This is a genomic window from Flexivirga alba (assembly GCF_042661025.1).
GTDB lineage: Bacteria > Actinomycetota > Actinomycetes > Actinomycetales > Dermatophilaceae > Flexivirga > Flexivirga alba.
The window spans coordinates 386,894-403,151 of sequence record NZ_JBHSWH010000001.1; the positions used below are offsets into that span (position 1 = coordinate 386,894).

The following is a 16,258-nucleotide window of genomic DNA, read 5'->3' on the forward strand; positions in this document are numbered from 1 at the left end:
TACCCTGCTGGACGCACCCGAGGTCACGGCATTCGCCAAGACCGCGAGCGCAGTGCTCAACCACGGAGCGGGCCGTCGTCGACCACAACTCGGGAGCCGGCGCCGACCAGCTCGTCGGGGTGCCACTGCTCGGCGGGGCGGCAGCCGACCAAGAGGCTCTGCGTGCGAGCGGCTATCGGGGCATCACCGGAGCGCGACCGGAGACCACCGGAGGCACCGATCTCGCGAAACCCGTTGCTGTCACAGCGGACTCGTTCAAAGCGAGCCGCACCGCATGGCAGACGGCACACCAACGCAACTCCACGGTGGCGATGCTGGATCTGTCCGGATCAATGACCGAGGACTTCCCGGGCACCAAGACGCCGAAGGTGGCGATGATGCAGCAGCTACTCAAGCTCGCCTTCACCCTCGCCTTCACCCTCGCCTCGCCGCAGCAGCGATCCACCATGTGGTTCTTCGCCAACCGGCCAGGTGGGCCAGTCTTCGACGATGTGCCACTCGCACTTGGCAGTCCGGCGCACATCAAGGCGATCAACGCGGCACTCGACCATGCCAAACCGGGCGGCGGCGCCCCCGTCTATCTGGCCATCGAGCGCGCGTACGGCTACGCCGTCGAGCACTACGTGCCGGGCCGGGTCAATCGGGTGCTCGTGTTGTCCGACGGCGCCAACGAGGACACCGGCAACAAAGTCACCCTCGCCCAGGTCAAGGCGTATGTCGCCAAGCGATTCGACCCCTAGAAGCCCGTCACGCTCAGCATGGTGCTGCTCAACCCGGGACAGAACTACAAGGGACTGGAGCAAGTGGCCGCCGTGACCAAGGGCAGCGCGACGACGCTCCGGACCATGTCAGAAGCACCTAACGTCTTCCAGAAGGCGTTGTTCGGCTGAGCGGCCGTCAGTCGCGCAAGAACGCCAGCACGGCCAACACTCGTCGGTGGCCGGCGGTGTCGTCGGGCGAGAGCTGCAGCTTGGCGAAGATCCGCTGGGTGTGCTTCTCGACAGCACCAGAGGTGACGACCAGCCGCGCAGCGATCGCTGCGTTGGACATCCCCTGCGCCATACGGGACAACACCTCGCGCTCGCGAGGTGTCAACGATGCCAACGGATCCCGTCGCCTGGTCATCAGCTGAGCGACGACCTGCGGGTCAAGCACCGTGCCACCACTGGCAACGGAATCGACTGCGGCCAGGAACTCGTCGATGTCGCCGACACGGTCCTTGAGCAGGTAGCCGATGCCCCCGGTGCCGGCTGCGAGCAGCTCGTCGGCATACGCCTCGACGACATACTGCGACAGCACCAGGATCGGGGCGTCCGGCCACTCCTGCCGAATCCGCACCGCCGCACGCAGACCCTCGTCGGTGCCGCTCGGCGGCATCCGCACGTCGGTGATGATCAGGTCGGGGCGCTCGCGCAGTGCGGCTTCGACCAGTGTGGTTCCGTCACCGACGCCGGCCACCACTTGGTGTCCGGCGTCGCCGAGGATCAGCTGCACTCCCTCTCGCAGCAGCGTCGAGTCGTCGGCCACCACAATTCGCACAAAGCTCAGGTTAGGGGAATTACCGCCAGCACCGTGGTCGGTCCACCAACCGGAGAGTCAATCGTCAACGTGCCGCCCACCGAACGCACCCGGTTCTGCAGGCCGACCAGGCCGCTGCCCTTCGACAAGTGGGCACCGCCCTGCCCGTCGTCGGTGACCGACACCACCAGGTCAATACCGTTGACCTGCAACGAAACCAGCCCGCTACGCGCCTCGCTGTGCTTGGCGGTGTTGGTCAGCGCCTCGGAGACGACGAAGTATGCCGCCTGCTCCAGGTGCGGCGGCAGGATCACCTCGTGCAGCTCCGCCTCCACCGTGACCGGGATCGTCGCGCGCCCGGCAGCTTCGCGGACCGCGGCGACCAACCCGCGGTCGGAGAGCACCGGCGGCGCGATGCCCTTGGAGAGTGCGCGCAGCTCGTCCAGCGTCTCCTGGGTCGAGGCAATCGCCGCACGCAGCCCGAGTATGGCGTGCGAGTCGTCGCCCACCTGTCGCTCCATCCGGGCCAGGTCCATCTTGAGCCGGACCAGCCGCTGCTGCGGGCCGTCGTGGATGTCGCGCTCCAGGCGCGCCAGTTGCGTGGACTCCGCCACCCGACCGGCGGCGCGCGACTGCGTCAGCTCGACGATCTTCGCCTCCTGCTGGGCCCGGCCCAGCAGGGCCGTCGACATCAGGCCCTGCGCGCGCGCCAGCCCGATCATCACTACCGGCAGCGTGACGAGGAAGATCAGCCCGATCAGGACGTTCAGGGCGGCCGCGGCCGCGAAAGAGTGCGCCCCAACGATGTCCGCCAGGTCCTGGTTTCCGTTGCGCCCGTGGATGATCCACCCGTATGCCGGCCAGGTCGTCGCCGCGATCGCGATCGACCACCAGGTGATGGCGAGCACCCACGTGATGGTGGAGACGATCCACGACACGAGGGTCCATACAACCTCGAGCCAGACACTCGGACTGCTGACCACGCGCACGAAATAGTTCGCCCAACGCTCCTGCGGTGCGCGTGCCAGCCGGTGTGCTGGCGGAGCGTCGAGCCCGACCCAGCGAGACACCATCCGACGCTCGACAGCGGCGGCACCGGAGGCGCAGCCGATGGCGAGCGGGATCGACAATGGTGCCAACAGGATCGAGAACGCTGTCGACACCAGCGTGACGTTGACGATGAAAACCGTGAGCTGGAACGGCCACGCGAGCAGTAGATAGAGGGAGCTGGTCAGAGTGCGGCGGACCAGCCCGGGCCGGCCGTTGCCGAGCTGCCCGACCGGGTGCGTTCCGGCCTGCGCGTCGTCACTCATCACCTGTGAATATGCCATGCCCACAACGTTAGGAATGCAGCGTCAGGAAACCGATCCCGTGAACCGGCCAAAGGTATGTCGGGCTACCCCCACCTCAAAGCTGGTCGAGCAGGGGCGAGGAACGAGCCGCGCATCGAGACCTACCGAATCGACGCCGGGATCTTGATACACCTGGTCTCGATACACCTCCCCCGCTGCGCTCCTCTGGCACTCGACCACCTTGGTGACACCCACCCCAAGGTGGTCGAGCAGGGCGAGGAACGAGCCGCGTATCGAGACCTACCGAATCGACGCCGAGATCTCGATACGCCGCTCGTCCCTCACGGCACTCGATCACCTTGACGTCACAACACTGCTCGTCCCTCATGCACTCGATCACCTTGACGGGTTTCGATACAGGCTCCTCCGCTGCGCTCCCCCGCCCTACTCAACCAACTTGGGGTCAGAAGATCTTGTGCAGGATGTCCTGGACCGGGGCGATCGCGAAATAGATCACGAAGAGTCCGGCGATCAGCCACATCAGCGGCGGCACCTGCTTCACCCGTCCGCGCGCGAGCTTCACGACGACGAACGCGATGCAACCGGCGCCGATGCCGACGGTGATCGAGTAGGAGAACGGCATCAGCACGATGGTCAGGAACGCTGGGATCGCGATATCCCAGTCGTGCCAGTCGATTCCGCCGACCTGCTGCATCATCAGGAAGCCGACCAGCACCAGCGCCGGTGTCGCAGCCTCATAGGGGACGACCGCGACGAGAGGCGACAGGAATGTCGCGAGCAGGAAGAGCACGCCGGTCACAATCGCCGCCAAGCCGGTACGCGCGCCTTCGCTGACACCGGCCGACGACTCGATGTAGCCGGTGTTGGAGCTGACTGACGCCATACCTCCGGCTGCGGCCGCGATCGAGTCGACCACCAGGATCGTCTGCGCACCCTCCGGCGTGCCCTCCTCATCGAGCAGGTCGGCCTTGCTGCCGATCGCGACCATCGTGCCCATCGTGTCGAAGAAATCGGCGAGCACCAGCGAGAAGATCAACAGCAGCGCGGTGATCACGCTGATCTTGCCGAACGAGCCGAAGAGGCTGATGTGACCAATCAGCCCGAAATCCGGCGTCGCCACCCAGTGCGACGGAAGCTTCGGGACGCTCAGGGCCCACCCGGTCGGGTTCTTGGCGCCCTGCGCGCCCTGGTGGCCGATCGCCTCCACGATCACTGCCAGCACCGTGGTCGCCAGAATCGCAATCAGTATGGCGCCCTTGAGCTTTCGCACGTAGAGCCCGATCACCAGGATCAGTCCGACGCAGAAGACCAGCAGCGGCCAACCGTTGAGCTCGCCGTTGACGCCCAACTGCACCGGCGTACCGGCCCCGGCGCGGATGAAGCCGGAGTCGAAGAATGCGACCAAGGTGATGAACAGGCCGATGCCCACGCTGATCGCGATCTTCATCGGCGGTGGCAGCGCCTTGAACGCCGCGACCCGGAATCCGGACAGCACCAGCACGAGCATCACGATGCCTTCGAGGACAACCAGACCCATTGCGTCGGCCCACGTCATGCCAGGCAGCGCCGCGATCGAGAAGGTCACAAAGGCATTGAGCCCCAAGCCCGTTGCGATGGCCATCGGGAAGTTGGCGATGGCGCCCATCAGGATCGTCATCACTCCGGCCACCAGCGAGGTCGCCGCGGCGATCTTGGCCAGTTGCGGGTCCGACCCGCCGCCGAGGAACGACCCGTGACCGCCGTCGTCCTTGACGGTGCCGATGATCAGCGGGTTGAGCACGATGATGTAGGCCATCGCGAAGAAGGTGACCAACCCACCACGGATCTCCCGACTGATGGTCGAGCCTCGCTCGGTGATCTTGAAGTACCGGTCCAGCGCATTCGGCGCCATGGCGGGTGAACTCATGGGCAGCAGCGTAGGGGTATCGGCCACGGGGCGGTGACCGCACTACGCTTACTCCCGTGACCGATTCCGAGCCCGACGACGCCACCGAGCTCTCTGCCGATGACCTGCTGCCGGTGAAGGTCGATGTCTTGCGCGTGGTGGAGATCGGCGTCGGCCTGTGGGTGCTCGCACTGGTGCTGACCCTCGTCATACCGGCGCTGCACGGTGACGGACGAGACTGGTGGCCGTGGACCTGCGTGGCGGGCGCCGTGCTGGGCGGCACCGGCTGGGCCTACATCAAGCGCGGCCGTGGCAACGCCAGCGCAGCATGAAACGGAGCACTCAAATGTTCGGGGCGACTTTCCTCAAAGTCGCACAAGGGTAGAAGGTGGGGGTATGACGCCAGACGCCATGCAGGATTCGACCACATTCGTCCTATTCGGTGCGACCGGTGACCTGTCCCGGCGCAAGCTGCTCCCCGGACTGTTCCATCTCTTCGACACGCATCTGCTCGCCGACCTGCGAGTGATCGGCACCTCACTGGAGGCAATGTCGCGCGAGGAGTTCGTCGACTTCGCCAAGAAGGCGATCCAGGAGTTCAGCAAGCACCCCATCGAGCCGAAGGTCTGGAACGCCTTCGCCAAGCGGCTGCACTACGTGCCCGGCTCCGAGGGCCCGGCTGCGCTTCGTAACTGCGTCACCGAGGCGGAGAAGGACATGGCGCCGCCGATCCGACACCTGCACTACTTGAGCGTCCCGCCCAAGGCGGCGCTGGACGTCATCCATACCCTCGAAGCGGCCGGCCTCGTCGAGGGTTCCCGCGTCATCATGGAGAAGCCGTTCGGCACCGACCTGTCCAGCGCAGTGACACTGAATGCCGCCCTGCACCGAGTCTTCGACGAGTCGCAGATCTACCGCATCGACCACTTCCTCGGAAAGGAAGCGGCGCTCAACATCCTGGCGTTCCGCTTCGCCAACGGCCTGTTCGAGCCCATCTGGCACCGCAACTTCATCGATCACGTCCAGATCGACGTGCCCGAGGAGCTCAGCCTCGAGGGCCGCGCAGGTTTCTACGAGGGCACCGGCGCCTACCGCGACATGGTCGTGACGCACCTCTTCCAGGTGCTGGCGTTCACCGCCATGGAGCCGCCGACCTCGCTCGACCCGGAGTCGATCACCGAGGAGAAGAACAAGGTCTTCCGCTCGATGGTGCCGCTGGTGCCCACCGAAGTGGTGCGCGGTCAATACCAGGGCTACCGCGACGAGAAGGGAGTCCACCCGGAGTCAGAGACCGAGACCTTCGTCGCACTGAAATGCCGCATCGACAACTGGCGCTGGGCCGGCGTGCCGTTCTACCTGCGCACCGGCAAGAAGCTCGCCGAGGGACAGCGCATCATCTCGATCGCGTTCAAGGAGCCGCCGAAGTCGATGTTCCCGTCCGGGTCCGGCGTCGGCCAGCAAGGTCCGGACCACCTGACCTTCGACCTCGCCGACGAGGCGCGAGTTTCGTTGTCGTTCTATGGAAAACGCCCCGGACCTGGTTTCCGGATGGACAAGGTCTCGATGCAGTTCGCGGTGCAAGACACCGACTGGGCAGGGTCGGTGCTCGAAGCCTACGAGCGCCTCATCTACGACGCCGTCCGCGGCGACCACACCCTCTTCACCACGGCCGACGGCATCGAACGCCTCTGGGAGATCAGCCAGCCGCTGCTGGAGAACCCGCCGCCGGTGCGGCCCTACGCGCCCGGATCGTGGGGTCCCAACCAGATCCACCAGCTCGTCGCACCAAGCGCGTGGCGACTCCCCTTCGAGCGCAAGTGGCGCGAGCCGACGGCCTGACCGCTCTCGGTTGTTTCAGCTCCGTAAGGAAATCGGGCGCCGGACCAGGTGGTAGGTACCGTCATCGGTATGGACAGCCGGGCGCGGGTGATGATCGTCGAGGACGACCCGACGGTGCGCGGGGTCGTCGGCGACTACTTGCGCTCCAGCGGCTATGACGTCTCGTCGTTCAGCGACGGCGCTCGCGCACGCAGCGCGCTCGAGGAGAACCTGCCCGACGTGCTGATCGTCGACCGGATGCTGCCCGGCGTTAGCGGCGACGACCTGTGCCGGGATGTGCGCCGCCGGTCCGACATACCCGTGATCATGCTGACGGCGTTGGGCGCTGTCGACCACCGCATCGCCGGTCTCGAATTCGGAGCCGACGACTACATCGCAAAACCCTTCTCGATGAAGGAGCTTCAGCTCCGGGTGGCCGCGCAGCTACGCCGCCACTCTCCGTCGGCACCCGCCGACCCGTTCACCGTCGGAGCCTTCCGGATCGACCCCGGCCACCGTCGCGTATGGCGGGACAACGACGAAATCGCACTCACCACAAGGGAATACGAGCTTCTGCTGTTCTGCGTGCAGCGACCGGGCGAAGTCCTGACCCGCAACGACATCCTCGGCGAGGTCTGGGGCTGGACCTTCGGCGACGCCTCGACGGTCACCGTTCACGTCCGGCGGCTCAGGGAGAAGATCGAACCGGAACCTCGCTCCCCCGTCTACCTGCGTACCGAGTGGGGTGCGGGCTACCGCTTCACGCCATACGGAAAGGGCTGACATGCTCACCGTGCCGAATCTTGCACTGATCGTGCTCACCGCTGCCATCTGCACGGCCGTGGTCACCGCGCTGGCCCTGGCGGTATTGCGTTGGACTTCAAGGGGTTCGGTCGCCTCGCAGGTCACGGTCGTCGTCGCCGCGGCAGTGCTGTCGATCGTCGCGTCCGTCGTGGCGGTCGTGATCGAGATGTTCGTCTCGACCCACGACCTGACCGTGCTGTGCTGGGTCGTCGGTGTCTCCGCGGTGGTCAGCCTCACCGCCGCCTGGGTGACGATGAACCACACGGTGGGCCGGTCTGTGCGCACCCTCGTCGAGTCGGCCCGGCGGATCGGCGACGGCGACGTCCTCCAGCCGCAGACACCTGGTCTGAAGGAATTCAACGAGCTGCACTCCCAGCTCGCCGAGTCCTCCACCCGGCTTGCCGGCGCACGCGCGGAGGTCGACAAACTGGACGCTGCCCGCCGACAGTTCTTCGCCTGGATCTCGCACGACCTGCGCACTCCGTTGGCCGGAATGCGTGCCATGACAGAGGCTTTGGACGATGGGATCGCTCCGGACCGGGACGCCTACATCCGCACCATCCGGGCGAAGGTGGACACGATGACCGGCATGGTCGACGACCTCTTCGAGCTGTCCACCCTGCAGAGCGGCACGCTCCGGCTGCAGCGCGAGCTGGTCGAGTTGCTCGACCTGGTCTCGGACGCCGTCTCCGACATACAGCCGACCGCCGCGGAGCGCGGGGTCTCGATCGTCGAACGCGGTGTCGAGGGGCATCTGCTGTGGGCCGATCCGCGCGAGCTCACCCGCGCGATCGGCAACCTGTTGGTCAACGGGGTGCGCCACGCCCCGGACAACTCCGAGATCGTCGTCTCGGCCCACACGAGCGACGAGAAGCACCTGGTGCTGAGCATCATGGACCACGGCAGCGGTGTCGATGTCGAGGACCTGGGCCGGATGTTCGACGTGGGCTGGCGCGCGAACGCCGCCCGCACCACCGACCACGGCACGCACGGCGCCGGGCTGGGCCTGGCGATCGTGCGTGGCATCGTCGAGGCGCATGGCGGCGAGATCCACGCGGAGCATGTGCCCGACGGCTTCCGGCTCAGCGTCACCCTCCCGATCGCTGAGCCGGAGCCGCAGGTCAGTACGCCGGGTCGATGACGGCGGAGCTGGTCGCCTTGCCGGCATACTGCGAGTGCGGGCCGACCAGGTAAGTGACCTTCTTGGTCGCCAGGTTGTATGCCGCGACGGCACCGTTGTCACCCATCGGCGGATTGGTGTGCGTGTAGAAGACCGTGTTACCAACGACTTTCGCGGTGTCGACGCTCCGCGCGACATCCGCGGCCAGCGGCGCCTTGATGGACCCGACGACGCGGCCGGACTTCACCCGGTAGACCGTGCTTCGCTTTCCGGCAATGTCGTCGTTATGCGCCGTCGCGACCGTCCCCAGCACGGTCTGGTCCGCGTCCAGGAAGCCCTGTCCGAACGGGTTGGTGATGTCCCCCGCCCAGCTGCCCGTGGTGACCGCCTGCGGTGCCCCACCCTTGATGTTCTGCCGATATACCTCCAGCTGGCTGATCTCCCCCAATTGCTTCATCGTGCACGCCTCCAACAACGTCGACGAGTTCGCCCAGCCGACCGGGGAGCAACCTTTGGCGCCCTTGGGCATCCCGTAGGTGCGGATCGCCCGCATCGTCACGTGGCTGTAGAGCGTGACGGGCTTGCCGGCGAGTGCCGTCGCTGCGTCATACAGGCCGCCGGGGTGCGGCAGGAGGTCCGCAAGATCGGGGCGGTGCGCAAGGCTCAGTTCCTTTCTGCCGGTGACCGTCACCCGCTGGAAGGTGTTGCTGGACAGCTGGACGTTCAGCGCTGACCCGGTCGGCCGGGTGAAGTTGGCCCAGGCGTTGACGGGCAGGGTCGTGGAGACCTTGCCGGCGCGCAGGTCCCACGCCCGCATCCGCCAGCTGCCGCTGACCGAATAGTCGGTCAGGACGTGCTTGCCGTCGTGCGAGATGCTGTCGACACGTTCGGACGCTGCGAGCGTCGCGATCTGGTAGGACTGGCCGGCCGGCGAGACCAGCACGAGGTTGGTGTGACCGTTCTTGGTGACCGAGACTGCCGTCCAGCCGTCGCCCACCTGCGACCACGGCACCTGGGCCCGAGTGTGTATGCCGGCCGTGGTGACCGCCGTCGCACGCGGCGATGCGGCAACGGTGGTGGCGACACCGGTGGCGGTGGCGGCAATGGCGAGCAGCGCCGCAGCGCGTCGTGTACGAGACATTTTGATCCCCTATGTCAGGTGGGGCTTTGTGACGGACTGCCCACTCGGCGTATGCCGGGCGGTCGGAACAGCTCGTCCCCCTGACGGAGACTCAACCGCGAAAACCCCTCTGCGACAATGGTTTCGGGCGCAAACACGCCACAGTCGTAGGGGGTCTAGGACCAAGGTTTACGAGAAATCGAGAGCCGACTCGTCGTTAGTCGTAGGGCGCCTAGGACTAAGAATTAGGAAAAGTCGAGAGCCAACTCGTCGAGGACGGGAGCGTCCAGAACCTCGGGCGGAGTAGCCGGCGCCTCGGTCTCGCTGTGCGCGCCACAGCCGTGGTCCAGTGAGACGACCTTGCCGTCGGACGGCGACCATTCGCCGGCGCAGACACCGAAGACCTGGCGCAGCACACCCGGCATCGGCACGAAGAAGCCACAGGTCGAGCAGTGCGCCTTGGCCTGCATCGCGACTGCGGTGTTGGGGCCGGCGTCACCGTCATACCAGCGCTGTGCGGCAGCGTCGCGACCCTCCGCGGACAGCACACGCGGGCGACCGAGGCCGAGCTCGAAGAAACCCACCTGGTCGACGTCCTCGTCGCCGGTCGCCTCGAAACCGGCCTCGAGGTAGTCGTCGTCCTCGACATACGGGCGCTCGTCGCCGGCGCCGATGTCTCCGGGCGCGATGCGGTCGACATACGGGAGCCAGTCGGGAGCCAGCACGGCCTCATCGGTCGGCAGCAGGTTGGTGTCGCACACGGTGGCGAACTTCTGACGCGGCGCTCGCGCGACCGAAACCGCCCAGTGCCAACCGACGTAACCCGGTGACAGGCAGGCGAAGTACTGCATCGCGAGGCGGTCACCGATCATGACCGAGCCCACGTGCTCACCGACGGTGCCGGGCTCGGCGATCGAGATGGCCGCCTCCCGCGCCGGCTCGATCGCGGCCAGCGCGACCTTGTCGGCCTTGGGCTTGCTGTCCTTCTTCACTGCCATGAGTCAGCCTTCGAGATCGTCGGCGACGGCGCGCAGCACGGAGGCGACCTTCTCCGCGTGGCGCTTGTCGGGGTAGCGGCCGCGGCGCAAGCCGTTGCCCAGGTCGTCCAGCAACTTGATCACGTCCTCGACGATGATCGCCATGTCGTCGGCCGGCTTGCGGTGTCGAGCAGCCAGCGAGGGCGAGGAGTCGCGCAGGGTGGCGCTGAGCGCCTGCGCGCCGCGTCGGCCCTCGGCGACCGAGTAGTCGATGCGGGTGCCGCTCTTGACTGTGGTCACGCCGGCCGGCAGCGCACTGGAGGGCAGGAAGACGTCCTGCCCGTCGTCGCCGGAGACGAACCCGAAACCCTTGTCCGAGTCGAAGAACTTGACCTTGCCGGAAGGCACCGTGACTCCTACGTGATTGTTGCGTGATGTTGTTCGTGGGGAAGCAGCGCTCGTGACGTTGCTTGCCGCGCAAGATTAACGTGTGAGCGGCGATTCAATCGAATCGTTTGCCCTGTGGACGACGGCGTCGCGCCGCGCGGGAGTCGGGAGCCGGTCAGACCGCGGTGAGCTCGTCCAGCCGCGACACCAGGTCGCCCAGGTCGTCAACCACCAGATCGGCGCCGGCTTCGCGCAGCGCTTCGGGGTCCGTGGGACCGGTTGCGACACCGATCGCGCGGACTCCGGCGGTGTTCGCGGCGTGCATGTCCCCGCTGTGATCGCCGATGTATGCCGTGGCCCGATGCTCCTGAAGCGGGGTCGCCTTGTCGTGGCCGAAGAGATCGCCGACCACGATGTCCGGGTTGATCCCGACGTGCTCCAGCACTGCCTTGACGGCCGTCGGGTTCTTGGCGCTGACTACGAGCACCGTGCCATCGGCGTCATGAATGGCGTCAACGAGCTCGCGAGCGCCGGGCAGCAGGACCGTCATTTCGATCGCCTGCACGAGGTAGTCGGCCCGGTAGTCGGCGGCCGCGGACTCCACCTGGTCGTCGGGCAGGAAGAGCGCCAGATTGTCCAGCAAGGGTGCGCCGATCAGCGGCCACAACTGCTCATCGGTGGCGGCCACGCCACGCGCATCGAGCACGCGCTGCATGCAGCCGACGATCCCTTTCCGGGAGTCGACGAGTGTCATGTCCAGGTCGAATCCGACCACGAGGCGCCCTGCGTCATACACGACGCGAACGATAGCCAAGGGCTCAGATCAGCGGCGGTAGGGGTCCTGCGGCCCACCCGGCCAGCCCGCCGCAGCGACCCTTGCCTGAGCGCGTTCGCGCCCGGAGTTGACCAGCTTGATGATGCCGACGATCAGCAACACGACGCCCGCGAGGAACGCCAGCACGCCGATGCCGAGACCGATCCCGAGCGGCACCAGCACGCGACGGGCGACGTCGTTGGCGACGCTCGAGCTGAGGACCTTGGCGCGGTGGCCGCTGCAATCGATGCTGTAGTCGCCGGCGCCGGACGACTTGAAGGTGCCCGCGCGGCTGTAGGCGGTGCCGCCCCAGTCCATCGAGAGTCGGGCGGTGCTTTCGTCGACGGTGACCGGCTGCCCGTCGGGTCCGGTGACGTCGCAGCTGGGCAGCGACTCGCCAGTGCTGTAGCGACCCTCGACCAGGATCGTCTGGTCCTCGCCGCCGGTGACATGCACCTTGCCGCCCGGCTCGACCCAGGCCGTGTCACTCACAGCGTTCATGCCACCCGAGACACCCTTCCAGATGCCGATGCCCGCGGCAGCGGGCGCAACGACGAGCATCAGGATCGCGCCGATGATGGTCAGCGCGAGACCTCGTCGTTTGGGCAGTGGCATGGGTTCCTCCGAGCTGGCAACGGGTTCGTTCGATCACAGCATGACGTGTCCGAGTCGTCCACCGCTGTGTAGTGGACGGACCCGGCGTCACGAGGGTTCCTGATCGCTCAGGGTCTGGCGTAGGGGTCGTCCGGGTCACCCGTCGGCGGAGCTTGCTGCGGATATCCGTAGCCACCGGTGTAGCCGTAGCCGTAGCCGGCTTGCGGCCACAGCGCCCGACGCCGGTCATTCGCCGAATTGACCAACTTGACGATGCCGACGATCAGCAGCGTGAGACCGATCGCGAAACACACTCCGGCTGCAGCGAATCCGATGAGCATCCGCAGCCCGAAGGCGTTGTCGGCATCGTCCAGCACCTGGGTCGGAAGCACCTTGACCTGGTCCGCGGCGCAATCGACCTGGTAGGCGCCCGGCACGTCGGGGTCGAACTCTGCGATCTCCAGGTAGGAGCTGGCGGCGATCGAGCCGTCGCCATACGAGACGGGATAGATGTCGACCGGCCCCGACGGCCCGTCGACGCTGCAGTCGACCGACGACGATGCGCCGTTGTCGGAGACCACGATCGACTGCGATCCGACACCGCTGATCTGGGCCGTCTGACCGACGTCCATCCAGGAGTAGTGGTCGAGGCCGGCGTTGCCTGCCACCACACCACGCCAGATGCCGATGCCGAGGACGGCTGGGGCGAGGACCAGCATCAGGATCGGACCGATGATGGTCAGGGCGAGGCCGCGGCGTGCGGGCAGGTTCATGACGGGACTCCGAGCGGCTGCAGTGACGGTGCGCCGTGATCAGATCACGCGGCCAGTGACCACGTCCACCGGATCAACTCATCTGGCTGGCGTGCCGGGTGGCCTGGGAGTTCCACAGGGTCGCGTAGCGCCCGCCCCTCGCGAGCAACTCGTCATGCGTGCCGCGCTCGGCGATGCGGCCACCGTCGAGCACGACGATCAGGTCGGCGCCCTGGATCGTCGACAGCCGGTGTGCGATCGTCAGCGTCGTGCGGCCACGGCTGACCTCGTCCAGCGCGTCCTGCACAGCACGCTCGGTGGCGTTGTCGAGCGCGCTGGTCGCTTCGTCGAGCACCAGCACGGCCGGGTCACGCAGGATGGTCCGGGCCAGCGCGATGCGCTGCTGCTCACCACCGGAGAAGCGGTGGCCGCGAGCGCCGACGAGCGTGTCGTAACCGTCCGGAAGCGCCTCGATGAGGTCGTGGACCTGGGCGGCGCGGGCCGCCTGCTCGATCTGTATGTCGGTCGCGTCCGGCCTTGCATAGCGGAGGTTCTCGCGGATCGTGGTGTGCAACAGGTAGCTCTGCTGGGAGACGACACCGACCAGGTCGGAGACGTTCTGCAGGGTCATGTCCCGCAGGTCGACACCGTCGATGCGCACCGACCCGCCGCTCGGGTCGTGCAGCCGGGAGACGAGCCCGGCGAGGGTCGACTTGCCCGAGCCGGTCGCGCCGACGAGTGCGACCTGCTTGCCGGCGGGCAACTCCAGGTCGATGTGGGTGAGTGCGTCGCGGTCGGCTCCGTCATACCGGAAGGTGACGTCGGTCAGTGTGACGTCGCCCTGGGCGGTCGCCGGGTCGACGGGAATCGGGTTCTCCGGGTCATCGATCGTCACCGGCATGTCGAGGAACTCGAAGACCCTGCTGAAGAGCGCCATCGAGGTCACGACCTCGGCGCCGACGTTGAGGACGCCGAGCATCGGGCGGAACAAAGCGGACTGCAACGCGGTGAACGCGACGAGCGTGCCGATCGTCATACCGCCGCTTGTGGCCGGGAGTCCGGCGGCCAGATAGATCAGCGCGGGTATGGCGGAGAAGACGATCGCCATGGTGCCCATCCGCCAGCGACCGGCCATCTGCGACTGCAGCTCGAGCTCGGTCAGCTCCGCGGAGGTGTCCCGAAAGTGTTGGGAGAGAACGGGACCCGAGCCGACCGTCTTGGCCAGCAGCACGCCACTGATCGACAGCGACTCCTCGATCTGGGTCTGCATGTCGGCGAGCGCCCGCTGTGCGCGAGTCTGGATGGTGCGGCGCAGCCGGGCGACGCGGCGGGTCAGCCAGATGGCCGGCGGCAGGACAAGCAGGCTCAGCAGTGACAGCCGCCAGGACAGCAGTGCCATGGCGGCCGCGGTGCCGACCGCGGTGGTGATGTTGGTGGCGACCGAGGTCGCAGAGTTGGTGACGACGCCCTGCATGGCGTTGACGTCGTTGGTGAGCCGGGACTGCACCTCGCCGCCGCGGGTGCGGGTGAAGAAGCCGAGCGGCAGGCGTTGCAAGTGGCTGAACAGGTCGGTGCGCAGGCCATGCATGACCTGCTGGCCGATCTTCGTCGACAGCCAGGTCTGTATGACGCCGAGCGCCTGCGTGGTCACGGTGATCGCCAGCATGCCGCCGACGAGGAAGAGAAGGAGCCGCACGTTCTGGTGCGGGATCGCGTCGTCGATGAGGTGCTTGGTCAGGAACGGCGTGACCAGTCCGATCAACGAGCTGACCACGATGATGGCGGTGACGATGGCGAGCGGACGCCGGTGCGGGCCGAACAGTGCGGCGATGCGGCGGAGTGGGACGGGATGCTGCTCGAGCTGGGCGACGTCAGCGGGGTTCTTGCGACGGCCGGCGCCGCGGCTCTGGTGGCCGGGCTCGCGTTCGCCATCGGGTGTTCCGGGTTGCGGACGGACGCCCGGGGATCCGGGGAAGGTGGTGGGGGCTGTCACAGGCAGCACCTGCCTTTCAATCAAGTATTAGTGAGGTTACCTCACATTGCTGTAACCGCGGCGACCGCCATACAATTCCCGTATGCCGAACAAACCCGGCCCGGCCCCGGAGGACGAGCCGTCGCTGACCCAGCTGGTGATGCGGACTGCCCGCACGCTGCGACGGTCGACCATGGGCGAGCTGGAGCCCTTCGGGCTGACGCCGAGCCAATCGCGTGCGCTGGGCGTGATCAGCCGGCACTGCGACCGGCCGCTACGGCTCGGCGACATCGCGGCGCATCTCGACATCGCCCCGCGCTCGGCGACCGAAGTGGTCGACGCGCTCGAGGAGCGCGGCCTGGTCCGCCGCTCCCCGACCCGACGGACCGGCGAGCGGTCACGATCGCGCTGACCGACGAGGGTCGGGCGTTGCGCAGACGGATCGAGCGGGCGCGGGCGCGCAAGGGTGACGAATTCTTCGGGCACCTCAGTGAGCACCAGCAGGCGCAACTCGGGTCCTTACTGGGGCAGGCCCTCGCCCCGCACCGCCGACAACCCTGATTCCCCGAGATTGACCGGCATACCCCTGCATTGAGCGGCGTACGGATTGCGCCTGATTTGCTAGGCCCCTCGATGCGTAGGTATGCCGGTCAATCGAGGGTCAGAATGCCTTCGGCTCGTCCGCCTCTGCCTTGGTTCGGTCCGGTCCGGCTGAGGTGCCCCGCCGGTTGCCGGCTCGGGCGGCCGCGATCAGGACTCCCAGGCTGACCAGTGCGACGACTCCGGCGAGCAGGTACATGAGGTTTGTGGCGTCGTGACTCTGATGCGGCGTCGGGTCCGCAGCATGCTGCGCGCCCGCGCCATCCTCGACTTCGACCGCCCCGCCCTGGCAGGTGATCCGATAGTCACCCTGTGCGCCGGTGTTGAAGGTCGTCGTCCGGCCCGTGACGACGATCTGGTGAGACCAGTCCGCGGGCCCGGTGATCGAGCAGCCGCCGATGCGGGTCGTCCCGTCGCCGCTGTCGAGCTCCACCACGTGGTCCGCCGAGAGCGGCACCGACGCGCCCGGCTCCAGCCGCACGCGCTCGTAGGCGCCGGCGGAACTGTGCCCCCGATCACCGGCGCCAAAACCCCGATGATCACCGCGACGAGAAGACCGACCAGACCCCAGCGGCCCAGCCAGC

At 67.1% G+C, this 16,258-nt stretch carries 18 protein-coding genes; 7 read left to right on the forward strand and 11 right to left on the reverse strand.

The window, feature by feature from the left end:
• Window positions 1-119 precede the first annotated feature (119 nt).
• Window positions 120-740 (forward strand): vWA domain-containing protein, encoded by a 621-nt coding sequence (locus ACFQDH_RS01850; protein WP_382397923.1) that lies wholly within the window; start codon window positions 120-122, stop codon window positions 738-740.
• A 21-nt stretch (window positions 741-761) separates the two neighbouring features.
• Entirely contained in the window at window positions 762-890 is a 129-nt protein-coding gene (locus tag ACFQDH_RS01855) for a hypothetical protein (RefSeq protein WP_382397925.1), read from the forward strand.
• Between the two features lie 7 nt (window positions 891-897).
• Here the strand turns inward: ACFQDH_RS01855 and ACFQDH_RS01860 are convergent, their stop codons facing one another.
• From ACFQDH_RS01860 to ACFQDH_RS01870, 3 genes are all read right to left on the reverse strand, one after another.
• On the reverse strand, window positions 898-1,539 hold the full coding sequence (locus ACFQDH_RS01860; RefSeq protein ID WP_382397927.1) for a response regulator: 642 nt from the start codon (window positions 1,537-1,539) through the stop codon (window positions 898-900).
• Window positions 1,540-1,544: 5 nt separating this feature from the next.
• Window positions 1,545-2,849: a sensor histidine kinase gene (locus ACFQDH_RS01865; protein ID WP_382397929.1), complete on the reverse strand. Its 1,305-nt coding sequence runs from the start codon at window positions 2,847-2,849 to the stop codon at window positions 1,545-1,547.
• 424 nt (window positions 2,850-3,273) lie between these two features.
• Complete coding sequence (locus ACFQDH_RS01870) at window positions 3,274-4,737, reverse strand: NCS2 family permease (RefSeq protein WP_382397931.1); 1,464 nt, start codon at window positions 4,735-4,737, stop codon at window positions 3,274-3,276.
• A 56-nt stretch (window positions 4,738-4,793) separates the two neighbouring features.
• On the opposite strand from ACFQDH_RS01870, the gene ACFQDH_RS01875 reads away from it, so the two are divergent.
• The 4 genes from ACFQDH_RS01875 (at window position 4,794) to ACFQDH_RS01890 (ending at window position 8,479) form a co-directional block, all read left to right on the forward strand.
• Window positions 4,794-5,048, forward strand: coding sequence for a DUF2530 domain-containing protein (locus ACFQDH_RS01875; RefSeq protein WP_382397933.1), 255 nt, complete (start codon window positions 4,794-4,796; stop codon window positions 5,046-5,048).
• A 64-nt stretch (window positions 5,049-5,112) separates the two neighbouring features.
• Window positions 5,113-6,555, forward strand: coding sequence for a glucose-6-phosphate dehydrogenase (gene zwf / locus ACFQDH_RS01880; RefSeq protein ID WP_382397935.1), 1,443 nt, complete (start codon window positions 5,113-5,115; stop codon window positions 6,553-6,555).
• 69 nt (window positions 6,556-6,624) lie between these two features.
• Window positions 6,625-7,317 (forward strand): response regulator transcription factor, encoded by a 693-nt coding sequence (locus ACFQDH_RS01885; protein ID WP_382397937.1) that lies wholly within the window; start codon window positions 6,625-6,627, stop codon window positions 7,315-7,317.
• Between the two features lies 1 nt (window position 7,318).
• Window positions 7,319-8,479, forward strand: coding sequence for a sensor histidine kinase (locus ACFQDH_RS01890; protein WP_382397939.1), 1,161 nt, complete (start codon window positions 7,319-7,321; stop codon window positions 8,477-8,479).
• Here the strand turns inward: ACFQDH_RS01890 and ACFQDH_RS01895 are convergent.
• The 7 genes from ACFQDH_RS01895 to ACFQDH_RS01925 all read right to left on the reverse strand — a co-directional run bounded on the left by ACFQDH_RS01895 (window position 8,460) and on the right by ACFQDH_RS01925 (window position 15,095).
• Window positions 8,460-9,599 carry a hypothetical protein gene (locus ACFQDH_RS01895; protein ID WP_382397941.1) on the reverse strand — a complete coding sequence of 380 codons (1,140 nt, stop codon included), beginning with the start codon at window positions 9,597-9,599 and terminating at the stop codon, window positions 8,460-8,462. The genes ACFQDH_RS01890 and ACFQDH_RS01895 overlap by 20 nt on opposite strands.
• Window positions 9,600-9,823: 224 nt before the next feature.
• Complete coding sequence (locus ACFQDH_RS01900) at window positions 9,824-10,576, reverse strand: DUF3027 domain-containing protein (protein ID WP_382397943.1); 753 nt, start codon at window positions 10,574-10,576, stop codon at window positions 9,824-9,826.
• Between the two features lie 3 nt (window positions 10,577-10,579).
• Window positions 10,580-10,963: a cold-shock protein gene (locus tag ACFQDH_RS01905; RefSeq protein ID WP_382397945.1), complete on the reverse strand. Its 384-nt coding sequence runs from the start codon at window positions 10,961-10,963 to the stop codon at window positions 10,580-10,582.
• A gap of 154 nt (window positions 10,964-11,117) precedes the next feature.
• Window positions 11,118-11,738, reverse strand: a complete 621-nt coding sequence (locus ACFQDH_RS01910) for an HAD family hydrolase (RefSeq protein WP_382397947.1) — start codon at window positions 11,736-11,738, stop codon at window positions 11,118-11,120.
• Window positions 11,739-11,765: 27 nt separating this feature from the next.
• Window positions 11,766-12,371, reverse strand: coding sequence for a hypothetical protein (locus tag ACFQDH_RS01915; protein ID WP_382397949.1), 606 nt, complete (start codon window positions 12,369-12,371; stop codon window positions 11,766-11,768).
• A 107-nt stretch (window positions 12,372-12,478) separates the two neighbouring features.
• Window positions 12,479-13,123, reverse strand: coding sequence for a hypothetical protein (locus ACFQDH_RS01920; protein WP_382397951.1), 645 nt, complete (start codon window positions 13,121-13,123; stop codon window positions 12,479-12,481).
• A 73-nt stretch (window positions 13,124-13,196) separates the two neighbouring features.
• Entirely contained in the window at window positions 13,197-15,095 is a 1,899-nt protein-coding gene (locus ACFQDH_RS01925) for an ABC transporter ATP-binding protein (RefSeq protein ID WP_382397953.1), read from the reverse strand.
• 82 nt (window positions 15,096-15,177) lie between these two features.
• On the opposite strand from ACFQDH_RS01925, the gene ACFQDH_RS01930 reads away from it, so the two are divergent.
• Window positions 15,178-15,486, forward strand: coding sequence for a MarR family winged helix-turn-helix transcriptional regulator (locus tag ACFQDH_RS01930; protein ID WP_382397955.1), 309 nt, complete (start codon window positions 15,178-15,180; stop codon window positions 15,484-15,486).
• Between the two features lie 249 nt (window positions 15,487-15,735).
• Here ACFQDH_RS01930 and ACFQDH_RS01935 read toward each other — a convergent pair whose 3' ends face one another.
• A complete protein-coding gene (locus ACFQDH_RS01935) occupies window positions 15,736-16,155 on the reverse strand; it encodes a hypothetical protein (protein WP_382397957.1) in 420 nt (139 codons plus the stop codon).
• Window positions 16,156-16,258 lie beyond the last annotated feature (103 nt).